16 protein-coding genes are annotated in these 15672 nt (G+C 72.7%); 6 read left to right on the top strand and 10 right to left on the bottom strand.

What is annotated here, in order from left to right:
* Positions 1-35: 35 nt before the first annotated feature.
* The 5 genes from RCR19_RS09070 to RCR19_RS09050 form a co-directional block, all read right to left on the bottom strand.
* Positions 36-119 carry a putative leader peptide gene (locus RCR19_RS09070; RefSeq protein WP_309486338.1) on the bottom strand — a complete coding sequence of 28 codons (84 nt, stop codon included), beginning with the start codon at positions 117-119 and terminating at the stop codon, positions 36-38.
* Positions 120-246: 127 nt separating this feature from the next.
* Positions 247-819, bottom strand: coding sequence for a GNAT family N-acetyltransferase (locus RCR19_RS09065; RefSeq protein ID WP_331264674.1), 573 nt, complete (start codon positions 817-819; stop codon positions 247-249).
* Between the two features lie 62 nt (positions 820-881).
* Positions 882-2270, bottom strand: a complete 1389-nt coding sequence (locus RCR19_RS09060) for a hypothetical protein (protein WP_331264673.1) — start codon at positions 2268-2270, stop codon at positions 882-884.
* A gap of 150 nt (positions 2271-2420) precedes the next feature.
* On the bottom strand, positions 2421-3791 hold the full coding sequence (locus RCR19_RS09055) for a GAF domain-containing protein (RefSeq protein WP_331264672.1): 1371 nt from the start codon (positions 3789-3791) through the stop codon (positions 2421-2423).
* A gap of 394 nt (positions 3792-4185) precedes the next feature.
* On the bottom strand, positions 4186-5820 hold the full coding sequence (locus tag RCR19_RS09050) for an acyl-CoA dehydrogenase family protein (RefSeq protein WP_331264671.1): 1635 nt from the start codon (positions 5818-5820) through the stop codon (positions 4186-4188).
* Positions 5821-5942: 122 nt separating this feature from the next.
* Between RCR19_RS09050 and RCR19_RS09045 the strand changes: the two genes are divergently transcribed.
* Positions 5943-7121 (top strand): YihY/virulence factor BrkB family protein, encoded by a 1179-nt coding sequence (locus RCR19_RS09045; protein WP_331264670.1) that lies wholly within the window; start codon positions 5943-5945, stop codon positions 7119-7121.
* A gap of 162 nt (positions 7122-7283) precedes the next feature.
* Here RCR19_RS09045 and RCR19_RS09040 read toward each other — a convergent pair whose 3' ends face one another.
* The gene (locus RCR19_RS09040; protein WP_147318041.1) at positions 7284-7463 is read right to left on the bottom strand and encodes a hypothetical protein; all 180 of its coding nucleotides are present in this window, start codon (positions 7461-7463) and stop codon (positions 7284-7286) included.
* Positions 7464-7658: 195 nt separating this feature from the next.
* Here RCR19_RS09040 and RCR19_RS09035 point away from each other — a divergent pair, with 195 nt between their 5' ends.
* The 3 genes from RCR19_RS09035 (at position 7659) to RCR19_RS09025 (ending at position 11157) form a co-directional block, all read left to right on the top strand.
* Positions 7659-8618 carry an amidohydrolase family protein gene (locus RCR19_RS09035; protein ID WP_331264669.1) on the top strand — a complete coding sequence of 320 codons (960 nt, stop codon included), beginning with the start codon at positions 7659-7661 and terminating at the stop codon, positions 8616-8618.
* Positions 8619-8681: 63 nt separating this feature from the next.
* The gene (locus tag RCR19_RS09030; RefSeq protein ID WP_331264668.1) at positions 8682-9338 is read left to right on the top strand and encodes a ThuA domain-containing protein; all 657 of its coding nucleotides are present in this window, start codon (positions 8682-8684) and stop codon (positions 9336-9338) included.
* Positions 9339-9531: 193 nt separating this feature from the next.
* The gene (locus RCR19_RS09025; protein WP_331264667.1) at positions 9532-11157 is read left to right on the top strand and encodes a carboxylesterase family protein; all 1626 of its coding nucleotides are present in this window, start codon (positions 9532-9534) and stop codon (positions 11155-11157) included.
* 31 nt (positions 11158-11188) lie between these two features.
* On the opposite strand, the gene mmuM is transcribed toward RCR19_RS09025, so the two are convergent.
* Entirely contained in the window at positions 11189-12127 is a 939-nt protein-coding gene (gene mmuM / locus RCR19_RS09020; RefSeq protein ID WP_331264666.1) for a homocysteine S-methyltransferase, read from the bottom strand.
* Positions 12128-12499: 372 nt separating this feature from the next.
* Between mmuM and RCR19_RS09015 the strand changes: the two genes are divergently transcribed.
* Positions 12500-13309, top strand: a complete 810-nt coding sequence (locus RCR19_RS09015) for an isocitrate lyase/phosphoenolpyruvate mutase family protein (RefSeq protein ID WP_331264665.1) — start codon at positions 12500-12502, stop codon at positions 13307-13309.
* 30 nt (positions 13310-13339) lie between these two features.
* Here the strand turns inward: RCR19_RS09015 and RCR19_RS09010 are convergent, their stop codons facing one another.
* The 3 genes from RCR19_RS09010 to RCR19_RS09000 are packed head-to-tail and all read right to left on the bottom strand — an operon-like array spanning position 13340 to position 15016.
* Positions 13340-13927: a TetR/AcrR family transcriptional regulator gene (locus RCR19_RS09010; protein ID WP_331264664.1), complete on the bottom strand. Its 588-nt coding sequence runs from the start codon at positions 13925-13927 to the stop codon at positions 13340-13342.
* A gap of 40 nt (positions 13928-13967) precedes the next feature.
* Positions 13968-14183 carry a DUF397 domain-containing protein gene (locus RCR19_RS09005; protein ID WP_331264663.1) on the bottom strand — a complete coding sequence of 72 codons (216 nt, stop codon included), beginning with the start codon at positions 14181-14183 and terminating at the stop codon, positions 13968-13970.
* Positions 14180-15016, bottom strand: coding sequence for a helix-turn-helix transcriptional regulator (locus tag RCR19_RS09000; protein WP_331264662.1), 837 nt, complete (start codon positions 15014-15016; stop codon positions 14180-14182). The genes RCR19_RS09005 and RCR19_RS09000 overlap by 4 nt, the downstream gene beginning before the upstream one ends.
* Positions 15017-15170: 154 nt before the next feature.
* On the opposite strand from RCR19_RS09000, the gene RCR19_RS08995 reads away from it, so the two are divergent.
* Positions 15171-15629 (top strand): ATP-binding protein, encoded by a 459-nt coding sequence (locus RCR19_RS08995; protein WP_331264661.1) that lies wholly within the window; start codon positions 15171-15173, stop codon positions 15627-15629.
* Positions 15630-15672: the final 43 nt, after the last annotated feature.

Below are 15672 nucleotides of genomic sequence, written 5' to 3'. Positions count from 1 at the left end.
AGAAAAAAAGAAGATCCGGTACTGGCTGGAGGCTGTCAGCTCGCCGGACAGATGGCGCTGGACATGCGGCCGAGATCGACGTGCCGTCGACTCACCAAGGCGATTCCAGTTCCAGACATGACGGAAGCGTGTCACGGCGCTCTGGACGCAGTCCAGCTTTGTCTGTCATGCGGACACCCTTGTCTCGAAATGCGAGACTAGAGGTGTGTTCGGTCACATCGTCGCGATGTGGGGTGTCGACGCAGGTCAGGCGGGGTACGCCCGAGGCCAGGGTCCCGGCGTGGATGTCTCCGGCTCTTCCTCGACCTTGGTGTCGAAGAGCGTGAAGCCCCGGCGGAGGTAGTTGTCCATCGCGTGCTCGCCGTCCTTGCTGCAGGTGTGCAGCCACACCCGCTTCGTCGGCGACAGCCCCGGCCACCGGTCCGCCAGGTCCCAGGCGCGGGAGGCGCCCTGGGACAGCAGGTGCCCGCCGATCCGCCGGCCACGGAAGGCCGGGAGGAGGCCGAAGTAGACGATCTCCACGACACCCTCGTCCTGCGCCTCCAGCTCCACGTACCCGGCGGGCGTCCCCCGGTCGAGGGCGACCCAGGTCTCCACACCCCGACGGGTCAGATGGTCCCGCCACCGCGCGTACGTCCAGCCGAGCCGGTCGATCCAGCGGATGTCCCCACCGACCGAGGCGTACAGAAAGCGGCTGAACTCCGGCGACGGCACCTCCGCGCGGACGATGCGGACATCGCCCTCGGGAGCCGTCGCAGGCCGCACGTCCGCCGAGGACGTCTGCTCCAGGGACCAGGTGGTCACGGTGAGGGTGCTCATGCGGCCAGGGAATCATGGCGGCGAGCGGTACGACAAAAGGGTTCCGGTCCGCGGTCGGCGTCCTACTTCAGCGCGTCGTCCACGGAGGCCAGCGGCACGGCGTACAGCACCCGGCCCCCGGCCGGCCCGGGCACCGGTCCGTCCCCGCCGCTCGTGGCGCCTGCCGTCAGCGTCCACACCTCGCCGGTCTGCGGCCAGTACGACAGGGACGCGGTATGGCGGCCCCAGCAGGCGCGGCTCTCGTCGGCCGAGCACGTGGCGGCCCCGGCGCCGGAGAGGTCCTGCCGCCAGATCGTGCCGTGCCGGCCGCCGACGGAGGGCGCGCGGTCGACGTACCAGTCGGCCCGCGCCGCACCGCCGTGCCGGTGCGAGAGCACGCCCTGCACACCGGACGCGTCCGTGCGGTACGCCTCGCTCGCCCGGACGTCGTGAAGCCCGTCCGCGGCGAGCAGGCCGGTGTGCCCGGGCGCGGTGCTGAACGGGTAGCGCCACACGCGTGCGGGGGAGTCGGTGCTCCCGCGGCGGAACCGCTCGGCCGCCACCAGGCTGTCCGGGGCCGATGTGCGATCGAGCGAGAGGGCGGAGAAGCACGGGACCCCGCGGTCGTCGGCCCTCGAGCAGGGGCCGCCGGTCAGACGGTAGGAGCCGATGCTGGGCAGCACGTACCGGTAGCCGTGCGCGGCGTAGCCGCCGTGGACCCGGCCGATCGCGGGGCCGTCGACATCGGCCTTCAGGATGCGGTGCAGGTCGAAGACCAGCAGGGAGCCGCGGTCGGTGACATAGAGCTTGTCCTGGTACCAGACCATGCCGGACAGTCCGGTGCGGACGGCGGAGAAGTCCCTGCCGTCGGAGCGCGGGGTGACGAGCAGCACCCACCGGTAGGCGAGTCGGGCCGGGTCGTTCGCGTCGATGAAGGCGATCCGGGCCAGGCCCCGGTCCCCGGCGCGCTCGATCGAGCCACCGCCGTCGTGCGTCCAGCCCGACAGGATGACGCGGTCGGTGCCCCAGCGGCCGTCGTCCTGGGCGTCCCCCGAGGTGGTGACGGACCGGGGCACCCAGTCGCCGGCCGTGGCGTCGTCGTCGGCCCAGCAGTACGCGCGTGTGGCGGCCGGTTTCACGGGCAGTGCGGAGGCCTCGGCGGCATCGCACGCGTTCCGCTCGCGCATGGTGCGGTCGGCGGAGGCGAGGACGTCGTGCACTCCGACGCCGCCCCCCGTCGCACGGCTCAGCCTGTCGAGCGTGCTGCGGCCCGTGAGTTCCTCGTGCAGGCTCAGCTTCGCCGTCTCCGTCGCGGCGGTGACGGGGGTCAGGCCGCCCGGGCTGTCCCCGCCCGCGGCCTGGGAGGTGCTGATCAGCGTGGCCGCGGCGGTCAGCGCCAGAGCGGCTCCGGCCAGGGTGGCCCGCAGGGCGCGACCTCGGCGTTTGCGGCGATGCCTGCCACGCTGTGTCATACAAACCTCCCGGCGTAGGCCAACTGCGCCTCGTGGTCCGGACATTGACATGAGGAGCGGGTGGGGTGGCCTGTGCAGGGGATGCTACGGCAGAGGGCCGCGCGCGCGGTCCAAGACCCGGGAAATGCAGGGTAATCCCCACCGACGGGGCTAAACGCCGGGGCGCGGCACGAGCGGGAGTGCGAGCCGGGAGCCTCCCGGCGGATCGGGGGGCGGCTCGCCGCCGGGGCCGCCGGGGGCGCCGCCTCCCCGCGCACGTACCACCGCGGGCGCCACCGAGTGCGGCAGCAGGTCCAAGGGGTCGGCCGGGGGCAGCAACTCCACCTCCGCCGCATCGCAGAAACGATACGGCCGGTGTTCCAGGAACGCTCCGAGGTATCTCCTCACCCGGGACATCTCCGCGCGGACCGTGACCGTGCGGGCCGGGTCCCCGAACATGTCGGCGGCCAGCTCAGCAGCCGTGCGGCCGGTGCGGTGCAGGGCCAGCAGGTAGAGCAACTCCGCGTGCCGGGCGCTGAGTTCGTGGGTCCAGGAGCTCGCGTCGCCCGACACCGTCACCGACCAGCGGCGCGGATGCGAGACGTCCACGACGACCCGTGTGGTGCGCGCCGGTGCGGGCACGTCCGCGATCCGGATCAGCCAGCCGCCCGGCAACGGCTCCACCGTGCAGGGCCCGAGCGCGGGCAGCAGCGTACGACCGGGCGGGAGCGATGCGGGAAGGGCGACGCGTCCGGTGTACGGCATCCCGGTCACCGCGGCCGTCCAGCCGTCCGTGTCGACGGCGAGCGCCTGGCCGCCGAGCTTGGCCAGCACCGGCGCGGCCACCGCGCGCAGCCGCTCCAGGGAGTTCAGGTGCAGCTCCCGCAGCCGTGCCTCCGCAAGCTTGGCCACCGCGTCCACCCAGGCGAGCGTCGCCGGGTGCATCGTCTCCAGCGGGCCGCTGATGTCCACGACCCCGATCAGCCGGCCGTCGCGCGGGTCCGTGATCGGTGCGCCGGTGCAGGTCCATGGGGCCAGGGCCCGCACGAAGTGCTCGGAGGCGAAGACCTGGACGGGACGCCGGGTCACCGCCGCGGTGCCCACGCCGTTGGTGCCGACGGCTCCCTCCCCCCAGTCCGCGCCGGGCTCGAAGCCCGTACCGTCCGCCTTGCGCAACACCGGCGAGGAGCCCTCCCGCCACAGGACCCGCCCGTCGCCGTCCGCGACGACCATGATGTGCTGCGCGACGTCCGCGACCGACAACAGGCCCTCGCGCAGCACCGGCAGCACGTGCCGCAGGGGCGAGTCCTGACGGCGCCGCTCGATCTCGTCGCGTCCCAGCGGATCGGCCCGGACGTCGTGGTCCGGGTCGACGCCGCTGCGCAGCATCCGCCCCCACGACGCCTCGATCACCGGGCGCGGCGGGACCGGTGCGCGCTGTCCCGAGAGCGTCGCGTTGCGTACGTCGTTGAGCACGCGGGCCGCCTGCGCGGCATCCCGAGCGGCGAGCCGTGCGACGTCGTTCCCGTCCGAGTGCGCCACTGGCACCTCCCCCAAGGCGTGGCCGTTCGATCTGGTTCGGTGCCGTCAGCCCTTTCCGGACACGCAAACTCCGGACCGGTGTTGACGGTTGTTCTCATTTTGCCGTCTGCCCGTCACGGAGGGGCGCACTCCGGCAACAGTGAGCAGCAAGTTGCAACCTCTTGCAACCCTGGCGGACGGCCCACGGGTCATTGAAACTTGTGCAACGCCGCTCCGGCGGCGTCCGTGCTCCTTGAGGGGGGCCAGAACAAGCGGGGGTGGTGCCGTGTCGGCGCAGCACCACCCCCGCGATGCGCGACCGGGGGGACGCGCGAGACGTCACGGGCTGGGGGGAGCCCGTGACGTACGGACCCGGAGCAGCCGCGACGGCCTTGCGGGACATGACCGGATGACGTCAGTCGACGGGCCTCGCCCGCTGCACCACGGTGGCCAGATCCAGTCCGTGCGGCAGAGTGCCGAAGGCCGAGCCCCAGTCGCCGCCGAGCCGTGAGGCGCAGAAGGCGTCGGCCACCTCCGGCGGCGCGTAGCGAACGAGGAGCGATCCCTGGAGCACCAGCGCGATCCGCTCGACCACGCGGCGTGCCCGCACCTCGACGTTCTCCAGGTCGGCCAGTTCGCTGAGCAGGTTCTTGGTCGCGGCGTCCAGTCGGTGGTCCGCGCCGCGGGCCCGGCCCACCTCCCGGAGGAAGGCGTCGAGCGCCTGAGGCTCGCGCTGGAGCGCGCGCAGCACGTCGAGCGCCTGGACGTTGCCCGCGCCCTCCCAGACGGAGTTCAGCGGAGACTCGCGCAGCAGCCGGGGCATGCCCGACTCCTCGACGTACCCGTTGCCGCCGAGGCACTCCGACGCCTCCACCACCAACGGCGTGCACCGCTTGGTCACCCGGTACTTCGCCGCCGGCACCGCGAGCCTGAGGAAGGCGCGCTCCTGCTCGCTCCCCTCGTCGTACGCCGCCGCGAGCCGCAGTGCGAGCGTCGTCGCTGCCTCCGACTCCAGGGCCAGGTCGGCGAGCACATTGCGCATCAGGGGCTTGTCGACGAGCTTGCCGCCGAAGGCCTCCCGGTAGGTGCAGTGGTGGATCGCCTGGGCCACCGCCTGCCGCATCAGCGCGGCGGAGCCGAGCACGCAGTCGAGGCGGGTGGCCGCCACCATCTCGATGATGGTGCGCACCCCGCGGCCCTCGTCACCGACCCGGCGCGCCCAGGTGCCGTCGAACTCGACCTCGCTGGAGGCGTTGGACCGGTTGCCGAGCTTGTCCTTGAGCCGCTGGATCCGGAAGACGTTGCGGCTGCCGTCGTCCAGCACACGCGGCAGCAGGAAGCAGGTGAGCCCGCCCGGCGCCTGCGCCAGCACCAGGAACGCGTCCGACATGGGCGCCGAGCAGAACCATTTGTGACCGGTCAGCTCGTAGGCCCCGTCCTCGTCGAGCGGCCGTGCCGTGGTCGTGTTGGCGCGTACGTCGCTGCCGCCCTGCTTCTCCGTCATCCCCATGCCGAAGATGACGCCCGCCTTCTCCGCGGCGGGGCGCAGAGCCCGGTCGTAGACCGTGGAGGTCAGTCGCGGCTCCCACTCGGCGGCCAGCGCCGGGTCCGTGCGCAGGGCGGGGACGGCGGCGTGCGTCATCGACAGCGGACAGCCGTTGCCCGCCTCGGCCTGTGTCCAGAGCACGAACGCCGCGGCCCTGCGCACATGACCGCCCGGCCGTGACCACGCCGCGGTCAGGCCCGCGGCGACGCCCTTGCCGAGCAGCCGGTGCCAGGAGGGATGGAACTCGACCTCGTCGATCCGGTTCCCGTAGCGGTCGTGGGTCCGCAGCCGTGGTGGGTTCTCGTTGGCCTGCGCGCCCCACTCCTGCACCTGGGCGGAGCCGGCGCTCCGGCCGAGCCCCGAGAGCTCGTCGCGGGCCTCGTCGAGGAGTGCGGGGTCGAGATGCCGCTCGACGGCCGCCGCAAGGGCACGGTCGGCGGTGAAGACGTCGTATCCGACCAGCGGCGGAGCCTGGTTGGTCACGGTGTGCGTGGTCGCTGCCATGAGCCGAACCTACCCTTCGGTACGCTCCCGGTCACCCGTCGCGCCGGGGAGTGCGTCACATGCTGCGGGGCCCGCCCCACCAGGAGATGAGTGGGGGCACCGGCGACGGATACCGTTGAGGCGTGCAGTCAGCAGCAAGAGAGAACCCCGAGCGACCTCCAGGACGTCTCCACCGGGCGCGTGTCCTCTACCGGAACGTCTCCAAGCGCAGGACGGCCTGGCTGTTGCTGAAGGACACGGTCAACTCCTGCATGGAGTACCGGATCCTCGGGCTCGCGGCCGAGGCGGCGTTCTTCACGCTGCTGTCCGTGCCGCCGCTGCTGCTGAGCCTCATCGGACTGCTGGGCTACGTCGACGCCTGGACCGGCGCCGACACCATCCGGAGCCTGGAGAACAACCTGCTGGAGGCCTCGCGCACGGTCCTGTCCGACAAGGGCGTCACGCAGATCGCCCAGCCGATCCTGCACGACGTGATGAAGGGCGGCCGTCCCGACGTCATCTCCATCGGCTTCCTGTTCGCCCTGTGGTCGGGATCCCGTGCCGTGAACGTCTTCATCGACACGATCACGGTGATGTACGGGCTCGACGGCACCCGGGGCATCGTCAAGACCCGGCTGCTCGCCTTCGTGCTCTTCATCGTCGCCCTGCTGATCGGCTCGGTCGCCCTGCCCCTGATGGTGGCGGGGCCCGACGCGGTGGTGAACGTGGTTCCCTGGTCGACGACGGTGGTGCAGGTCCTGTACTGGCCGGTGGTCATCGTCCTGTCGGTCGTGTTCCTGACGACGCTGTACCACGTGTCCGTGCCGGTCCGGTCCCCCTGGGTGGAGGACGTCCCCGGAGCCCTGGTGGCCCTGGCGATGTGGGTGCTCGGATCCTTTCTGCTGCGCATCTACCTGACCAACACCATCGAGGGACCGACGATCTACGGTTCGCTGGCCGCACCCGTGGCCGTGCTGCTGTGGATCGGCGTGTCCGCCTTCGCGGTGCTGGTGGGTGCGGCCGTCAACGCGGCGATCGACCGGGTGTGGCCCGCCGCGGCCACGGCGGCCGCCCGCGCGGCGAACGAACGGCTGCGTCAGGAGCAGGCCGCGGAATACGTGGCCCGGGCGACTGCCCGTGCCGAGGATCCGGAGGACCCCGATGACCCCGACATGCCGTCGGAGTTCCCGGAGCGCTGGTCGCGCTTCCTGCCCCCGGAGGACGTCACGTCCCGCCTGCGGACGCAGTCCCGTGGCCCGCACCCGTCGCCGCACGGTGGCCCGCACCCGTCGCCGCACAAGGGCAAGGACCAGGGCGAGTGAGAGACGGCCACGTCGTCCCCGCCCCGGGGACCGCGTCCCGGTGACCGCCCGCCGGGACCTGTGCGCCCTCACCGCCGTCACGAGGGCGGCCGGAGCACGCACCTGACGGTCGGCGCGCCGCGCGTGGACGCCCGATCCGCCGGTCCGACGGGGCGGGGATCCTCAGCCCGGGCCGAGCCGCGACGCCTCACCATGACCGTCGTCGGGCTCCGCGCCCGGTGGGCGAAGCGCCTCCTCGGCCACCTTGCGCCGCGGCGGTTTGTCCCCCGCGACCAGCCCGGCGGCACGCGCCAGCTCGGCCCTCAGCTGGTCGAACGCCACCGCCCCCGACAGTTCTCGCAACCTGCGACTCCTGCTCATACAACCTCAACGCGCCGACGCGCCCGGCCGTCACCTGAATGCGGCCGAATGGAGTACGTCCTTGCGGCACCGCCGGCCCGTCGGCCCCCTCGCAACTGCGCGAGGGGCGCGGCCCCCACGTCATGGCGCCGGGGCCGCCGGCTGGCCCGCGCCGCGCCGGGGACGTTCCCTGGAAGAGTGACATCGTTGCGCATCGACGTGCACGCCCATCTGTGGACCACGGAGTACCTCGACCGCCTGGAACGGCTGGGGAGGAGCGACACGGGCTTCCGGCGCGGAATCGGTGCCGAGGCGACCGAGGCCGACCTGGACCACCGTTTCGCGTTGATGGACCGGGCGGGAGTCGACCTTCAGGTGCTCTCCGTGACGCCGCTGTCCCCGCATCTGGCGGCGGAGTCCGATGCCGTGGCGTCGGCCGGGGCGGCGAACAACACCTACGCGGAGCTGGTGGCCCGTTTCCCGGGACGCTTCCGGGCCTTCGCCGCGCTGCCCCTGCCGCACGTCGACGCGGCGCTGCGCGAGCTCGCCCGTGCCTTCGACGAACTCGGTGCCGTCGGTGTGGGAGTCACCACGACCGTACTGGGCCGCACGCTCGCCGATCCGCTCTTCCACCCCGTCTACGAGGAGCTGGACCGGCGCGGCGCCGTCCTGTACATCCACCCGGCCGGCGAGGGCGCCGCCAGCCCGCTGATCACCGGGTACGGGATGACATGGATGGTCGGGGCCCCGGTCGAGGACACGGTGGCCGTCATGCATCTGATCCTCGCGGGCATTCCCTCACGCTTTCCGCGAATGCGGGTCCTGGCCCCGCACCTGGGCGGTGCGCTGCCCCTGCTGCTGCGCCGCCTCGACGATCATGTGGCCTTCGAGTCCCCCGGGACCGCCGAGCCGCCCTCGGTGGCCGCCCGCCGACTCTGGTACGACACGGTCAGCTACGCGCACGCGCCGGCACTGGTCGCCGCGGTGGCGTCCTTCGGGGCGGACCGCCTCGTACTCGGCACGGACTTCCCGTACGAGGACGGGGAGGTCTTCCTGAGGGCCGTCGACCACATCGCCGGCTCGGGGCTCACCGAGGAGGCGGCCGGGGCCATCCTCGACACCAACGCGGCGGACCTGCTCGGCCTGTCGGGGTCCTGACCGGCCCTCCTGCCGGGTCCGGTGCGCACCGGCCGGTCACCGCCGGAGGGCTACGCTCGGCCGGTGACCTTCCGCGTTCTGGTGTACACCCGCACCACCGACTACCGGCACGACTCCATCCCCGACGCCGTCACGGCCGTACGCGGCCTCGGAGAGGTCCACGGGTTCGAGGTCGACGCCACCGAGGACCCCGGCGTCCTCGAGTCGCCCCTGGACGCCTACGCGGTGGTCGTCTTCCTTTCCACCAGCGGCGAGGTGCTGACCCCCCGGGGCCGCACCCGGCTCGAGGCCCGGCTGCGCGCCGGCGGTGGTTTCGTCGGCGTGCACGCGGCGGCCTGCACCGAGTACGACTGGCCCTACTACGGCGGGATGCTGGGCGCACGGTTCGCACGGCACCCCGCGTACCAGCCTGGGAAGGCCGTCGTCGAGGACCGTGGCCATCCGGCGACCCGGCACCTGCCCGCCGTCTGGGAGTTCACGGACGAGTGGTACGACTTCCGGGCGAGTCCCCGTGGTTCGGTGCGTGTGCTCGCCTCCGCGGACGAGTCCTCCTACGCGGGCGGCGGTATGGGCGACGACCATCCGCTGGTGTGGTGTCACGAACACGGTGGCGGACGCGTGTTCTACACGGCGCTCGGGCACTCGTCCGAGGCGTACACGGACCCGGACTTCCGGGCCCATCTCCTCGGAGGCATCCGCTGGGCGGCCCGGGTGGAGTAGGCGGTCCCACCGCGCGTGCCGCCGGCCCGGTCCGCGACACCTCCCGGCGACCGTGCGAGCCCGTCACGGACGCCGCAGCTCCCGGGCGTGGGGCCGGGACACGCGGGCGCCCGGCCGTTGGGCGGTCCGCCGGCCGGGGAAAGTGATGTGATGCGGTGAGCCGGGCAGTCCCGGCATGGGAGGAGAGAGCCGTATGGAGCGTGCGGACGAAGTGGCCGCGAATCCGCAGAGCCCGTCGGATCCCGTGGTCCGCACCCCCTACGGAGCGGTGCGGGGCCGGTACGAGCAAGGGATCGCCGTCTTCCGTGGAATCCCCTTCGCCGCACCGCCCTTCGGCCCCAACCGCTTCCGCCCGCCCGTCCCGCCCGAGCCCTGGGACGGCGTCCGGGACGCGGGTGTGTTCGGGCCGACGCCACCGAAGCCGCCGTACTCGGAGGCCTTCGCGCGCTACCTGTCCGACCCGGTGGTCGCCGGGGACGACTGTCTCAACCTCAATGTGTGGACCCCGGAGCCCGGCCCCGGCGCCCGGCTCCCGGTGATGGTCTGGATCCACGGCGGCGCACTGACCCGCGGCTCCTCCGCCGTCCCCGTCTACGACGGCAGCACCTTCGCCCGCGACGGAGTCGTCCTGGTCTCCTTCAACTACCGTCTGGGCGTGGAGGGTTACGGCCTCTTCCCGGACGCGCCGCCCAATCCCGGGCTGCGCGACCAGCTGGCCGCGCTGGAGTGGGTGCACGAGACGGTCTCCGCGTTCGGCGGTGACCCGGACCGGGTGACCGTCTTCGGCGAGTCCGCGGGCGCCATCAGCATCGGCGCCCTGCTGGCGAGTCCGCGCGCCCGGGGGCTGTTCCGGCGGGCGGTGCTGCAGAGCGGGCCGCCGGAGTCCACGGACCGTGACAGAGTGCGGCGCCTGGTACGGCGCATGGCCACACGACTGAAGGTGCCGGCCACGGCGGCCGCCTTCGCCGAGGTGGACCGCACCCTGCTGGCCGACGTCCAGGCGGAGGTCGGCCGCCGGGCCAGCCCGATCCTCGGGGGGCCCGCCTTCGGGATCGTCGTCGACGGTGACCTGGTGCCCCGTGACCCGCTGGAGGCGCTGCTCGACGGTGCCGCCGGGGACATTCCGCTGCTCATGGGCTGGACCAGCGAGGAGCACCGGCTGTGGCTCGCGCCGACCGGGCTGGTCGAGCGCATCGACCGGCTGGGTGCGGTCGCCGTGGCCGGTGCGATGGCCCGCTGCCACTGCGGCCCCGACGTCCCCCGCGGCTACCGCAACGCCCGGCCGGACGAACCCGTCTCCGACCTGGTGGGCCAGATGGTGACGGACTATCTGCTCCGCCGCCCGCTGCACCGTCTGGCCGAGTCCCGGGCGGGCGACGGCCACGCCGCCGCCCACGTCTACGAGTTCGCCTGGCGGTCGAATCTCCCGGGGCTCGGCGCCTGTCACGCCCTCGAACTGGGCTTCGTCTTCGACAGCGCGGGAGTGCCCGAGGCGGAGAAACTGGCCGGCCCCGACGCCCCCCGTGAACTCGCCCATGAGATGCACAGGGCGTGGGTGCGCTTCGCGACGGACGGCGAGCCGGGCTGGCCCGCCTGGGACGCCACCCGTCCGGTGCGGATCTTCGGTGGTGACGGCGACCCCCTTGTGCGCGGCCACCGCGACGCCGAGATGGACCTGTGGGGGGCCGCTGCCACCGCGCCGCAGACCGCTCCCGCCCCCGGCGCGGGGAACGGGCCGCGGCTGCGGGGTGCCGTACCGCTGGCCGCGGTACGGCGGCTGCGCAGACCCGGGGGTGTGCGCCGCAGCGACCTGGAGTGAACCGCGGGACGACCCGCGCCGGCCGCTGCGCTCAGCCGGCCGCCGGGTCCGCTTCGAGTGTCCGCGCGACGGAGGCGATCGCCGCGGGACCCACCCGGCAGCATCCCCCGATCAGCCGGGCCCCGGCGGCGCGCCAGGCCGTCACCCGGCTCGTGGTGAACGTGGTGCGGCCGTCCCAGGCGCGGGCCCGTGCGTCCCAGGTCTCGCCGCTGTTGGGGTAGACCACCACCGGCTTGCCCGTCACGCGCGCTGCCGTCTCGATCGCGGCCTCCACGTCCTCGGGCGCGCAGCAGTTGACGCCCACCGCGATCACCTCGTCCGCGTCGGCGGCGGGTGCGAAGGCGTCCTCCAGCGACTGTCCGGCGCGCGTACGGTCGCCGGAGACGGTGTACGAAAGCCAGGCGGGCACACCGAGCCCGCGCACCGCCCGCAGCAGGGCCGCCGCCTCGTCCGTGTCGGGGACGGTCTCCAGGGCCAGCACATCGGGGCCGGCCGCCGCCAGCGCCTCCAGGCGAGGGCGGTGGAAGGCCTCCAGCTCGGCGACGGTGAGGCCGTAGCGGCCCCGGTACTCGGAGCCGTCGGCGAGCATCGCCCCGTACGGGCCGACCGACGCCGCCACCCACAGCGGTCGCCCGGCGCCCCCCGCTCGCGCCCGGTCCGCCGCCTCACGGGCCAGATCCACGCTCAGTGCGAGCAGCGCCGCGGCCCGCCCGCGGTCGATGCCGCGCGCCGCGAATCCCTCGAACGTCGCCTGGTAGCTGGACGTGATCGCCACGTCCGCACCCGCCTCGAAGTATGTGAGGTGCGCCCTTGTGACGGCTTCGGGCAGCTCCGCGAGCAGCCGCGCCGACCACAGCGCGTCGCTCAGATCGTGTCCCGCCGACTCGAGCTGGTTGGACATGCCGCCGTCCAGGACGAGCGTTCCGGAGGCCAGGGCTTCGGCGAGAGGAGGGCGGATGCTGCTGGTCATGTCACGACGCTAGCCGAAGGGCCGAGGCCGGCGCCCACCGTCGCACGGCCACCCGACCCGCCCCTGCCCGTCCGGACGTCCCCGGTCGGTCGGCCCGAAGGCCGCGACGCACCTGCGTGACGGGAAGTGGGACACCACGCGTACCCCTGTCAACGGCGCGACGGTGTACATGGGTCTGGTGCGCGACGCGCTGGTGCCGCAAGATCTGATACCGGAGGGTCTTTCACGTCAGGGCGGCCCTCACCGTGCGGACTGCGGCCTCCGCCCAAAGTCCCTGGGGCGTCCCGACCGGAACCGGGGCGCCCCAGGCCCGCGGCGGCCGCCGCGACTCTTCGGCGGGCACCGAAGCGGTGACCCGATACGTTCTGCCGTATGACCCACTCCGCACCGCAAGGGCCTGTCGAAGCCGTCACCGACTTCGCGGATCTGCACCGCGCGGGAGAGCCCCTGCTGCTGCCCAACGCCTGGGACCACGCCAGCGCGGCGGCCCTCGCCGCGGCGGGGTTCGGGGCGATCGGCACCACGAGCCTCGGGGTGGCCGCTGCCGCCGGGCTTCCCGACGGGTCCGCGGCGACCCGCGAGGCGACCCTGGACCTCGCCCGTCGCCTGGGCGGCGGACGCTACCTCCTCTCCGTCGACGCGGAGGCGGGCTTCAGCGACGATCCGCAGCAGGTGGCCCAACTGGCCCATGCGTTGCGTGCGGCCGGAGCGGTCGGTGTGAACCTGGAGGACGGGCTCGGCCCCGTCGAACTGCACCGCGCGAAGATCACCGCCGTCAAGTCCGCCGTGCCGGACCTCTTCGTGAACGCCCGCACGGACACGTACTGGCTGGGCGACGGGGACCCCGGGGACACCCTGCGCCGCCTCGACGCGTACCGACAGGCGGGTGCGGACGGCGTGTTCGTGCCGGGCCTCACCGATCCGGAGCGCATCGCCGACCTCGTCCGCCGCCTGGACGTCCCGCTCAACATCCTGTACTCGCCCACCGGACCGAGCCTCGAGCGGCTTGCCGGACTGGGCGTGAGCCGCGTCAGCATGGGCTCCCTGCTCTACCGCCGGGCCCTCGGCGCGGCACTGGCGGCCGCGGAGGCCGTCCGCTCGGGGCACCTGCCCGGCGGATTCGCTCCGTCGTACGACGACGTGCAGGCCCTGGTCCGTTCACGCCCGGACGCGGGCGCCTGAAGGAGCGACGGCCCGTCGCCGCGGCACGGGTCAGCCGTCCTGCTGTTCCTTCTCGCGGGGCCAGTGCTCCAGCGCCCTGTGCAGGGCGTCGACGGCCTTGGCCCAGGACGCCTCCACATCGCGGGGCGCGCCGAAGCCGCCGGCGGCCTCGAGCATGCAGAAGCCGTGGAACGTGCTGCGCAACAGGCGTACGGCGTCGGTGAGGTCGGGCTCGTCGAGTCCGTAGGCGCGCAGCATGCCGTAGGTGATCTCGGCGGTGCGGCGCATGGCGGGGGAGTCCGGGACCAGCGACCGGTCGATGCGGATCTGCGTGGCGGCGTACCGGCCGGGGTGCCGGCGCGCATAGGCGCGGTAGGCGTCGGCGAAGGCCGTCAGCGCGTCCCTGCCCGCTCTCCCGGCGACCGCGACGGCGATGTGGTCGATCATCTCTCCACCGGCGACCAGGGCGAGCCTGGTGCGCAGATCCTGCATGTTCCTGATGTGCGAGTACAGGCTCGCGTCCTTGACCCCGAAACGCCGCGCCAGCGCGGACATGGTGACGTTGTCGTAGCCGACCTCGTCCGCCAGTTCGGCGGCCGCCGAGACCAGACGCTCCGCGCTCAGACCGGCACGGGCCATGGACACCCTCCCCGTGAACCTGGAGCTCCTCGGAAAGAGGCTAGTACACGTAGCGCACGTCGGCGGCGGTCCGGCTCCGCGCGGCGAACCCGAGGAACTCCGACCAGGCGGCGGTGGAGAGGGTGAGCCGGGGGCCACGGGTGTTCTTGGAGTCACGGACGTGGACGGTGGTGGGGCAGAGGGACACCTCGACGCAGTCGCCGTCACCGCTGCTGCTGTAGCTGCTCTTGAACCACGCCGGCTCGGTGGTGCTCATAGCGCTCCTCGCATCCGTTCCAGCAGACTCCGAGAGTCGCCTGGGGAAAGGGCCTGTGAGCGCAGTTTCGCATAGCGCATGTGGAGGACACTGATCGATTTCGGGTCCGTGAGGAACTGGCCGCTCCGTTGTCCTTCGCAGTAGCCGAACCATTCGTTCTCCGGGGTCTCCAGCAACTGGATGGGACCGGCCAGCCCGGCATGGGCGCCTAGCGTCATGGGCAGCAACTGCAGTTCCACATTGCGTGATTTGGTCAATTCCAGGAGGTGACCGAGCAGTTCACGCGTTGCCGCCCTCCCGCCGGTCTCCCGTCGGACGACGTATTCCTCGACGATGAAACTGAACGCGGTGTTCGGACGCTCGGCGAGCAGGCACTGACGTGCCTCGCGGGCGGCGAGTTGAGCCTCGATCTGCACATCGCTGAGCACCGGTACCTGTTCGTCGAAAAGGGTGCGCGCATACGCCTCCGTCTGCAACAACCCCGGCACCAACCGGTTCTCGAACGTGTAGAGGCTGATGGCCTGTTCCTCCAGTTCCGCCCACTGCCGGAACCAGGACGCCAGTCCCCTCTCCCGCCCCACGTGCTTGTACGCCCCCTTGAGCGCACCGAACGCGTCCAGGACGTGTTCGGCCCGTTCGACGAACACGCGGGGCGGGAAGCGCCGCCCCTGCTCGATCGACGCGACGGTCGACGGCTGGTACCGCACCAGCGGCGCGTACTCCTCCTGGGTGAGTCCCGCGCGTTTGCGGAAGGCCTTGTGGACCTCCCCGAAGCCTTTCAGACTGTCGGACGGCTCCGGCTCGTTCGTGGTGCCGATGGTCCTGTCGGTCATGCCGGGAACCCCCGAGTGCCCTGGTGCCAACCCCGCCAAGTCCCCCATGGTCACGCACCGTTACCCATACTGTCCACGTCCTGAACCCGTACGGTGCGTCCCGTACGAGTGCCGTACCTGGTTAGACGCCCCTGACCTCGGGGAGCGTTGAGCCATGCACGCCGAACCGCGGCTCCATGAGCCGGTCACAGTACGTACGTTCACCCAGTTGTTCAGCTGCACGCCGCGAGGCGCCCGGCTCGCCCGGAGACTGGTCGCCCACCGCATGGACGTGTGGGGGTTCCCGTACGACGGGGATGCGGGGGAGAACGTGGAACTGGTCGTCGCCGAGCTCGCGGCCAACGCCGTGCGGCATGGACGGGTGCCAGGGCGCGACTTCCGTGTGCGGCTGGTTCTGCGTGACGGAGTCGTGCGCGTCGAGGTGGCCGACGGGCGCACGGAGCGGCTGCCGGTGCTGCCGGAGCGGGGAGGCGGGGAAGCGGGACACGGGCTGCTGCTCGTCTCCGCGGTCGCCGAGCGGTGGGGCGTCGAGCCCCGTCCGGGCTGCGCGTACAAGGTGGTCTGGGCCGAGGTGCGGGTGTGGCGGTCCGGCGTCCCCGCCACCCGGGCGTGACGCCGGGAGTGCCGACGGTCGTGGCGAGGAGGCAGATCATGGC

It is taken from the genome of Streptomyces sp. WAC07094 (genome assembly GCF_036320405.1).
In the GTDB taxonomy this organism is placed as follows: domain Bacteria; phylum Actinomycetota; class Actinomycetes; order Streptomycetales; family Streptomycetaceae; genus Streptomyces; species Streptomyces lannensis.
This window is presented reverse-complemented; position numbering and strand designations above follow the sequence as displayed.

Coding starts and splice junctions, on each gene's coding strand:
- RCR19_RS09070 (WP_309486338.1), bottom strand. CDS start 119: ATGTCTGGAACTGGAATCGCCTTGGTGAGTCGACGGCACGTCGATCTC.
- RCR19_RS09065 (WP_331264674.1), bottom strand. CDS start 819: ATGAGCACCCTCACCGTGACCACCTGGTCCCTGGAGCAGACGTCCTCG.
- RCR19_RS09060 (WP_331264673.1), bottom strand. CDS start 2,270: ATGACACAGCGTGGCAGGCATCGCCGCAAACGCCGAGGTCGCGCCCTG.
- RCR19_RS09050 (WP_331264671.1), bottom strand. CDS start 5,820: ATGGCAGCGACCACGCACACCGTGACCAACCAGGCTCCGCCGCTGGTC.
- RCR19_RS09025 (WP_331264667.1), top strand. CDS start 9,532: ATGGAGCGTGCGGACGAAGTGGCCGCGAATCCGCAGAGCCCGTCGGAT.
- mmuM (WP_331264666.1), bottom strand. CDS start 12,127: ATGACCAGCAGCATCCGCCCTCCTCTCGCCGAAGCCCTGGCCTCCGGA.
- RCR19_RS09015 (WP_331264665.1), top strand. CDS start 12,500: ATGACCCACTCCGCACCGCAAGGGCCTGTCGAAGCCGTCACCGACTTC.
- RCR19_RS09010 (WP_331264664.1), bottom strand. CDS start 13,927: ATGGCCCGTGCCGGTCTGAGCGCGGAGCGTCTGGTCTCGGCGGCCGCC.
- RCR19_RS09005 (WP_331264663.1), bottom strand. CDS start 14,183: ATGAGCACCACCGAGCCGGCGTGGTTCAAGAGCAGCTACAGCAGCAGC.
- RCR19_RS09000 (WP_331264662.1), bottom strand. CDS start 15,016: ATGACCGACAGGACCATCGGCACCACGAACGAGCCGGAGCCGTCCGAC.
- RCR19_RS08995 (WP_331264661.1), top strand. CDS start 15,171: ATGCACGCCGAACCGCGGCTCCATGAGCCGGTCACAGTACGTACGTTC.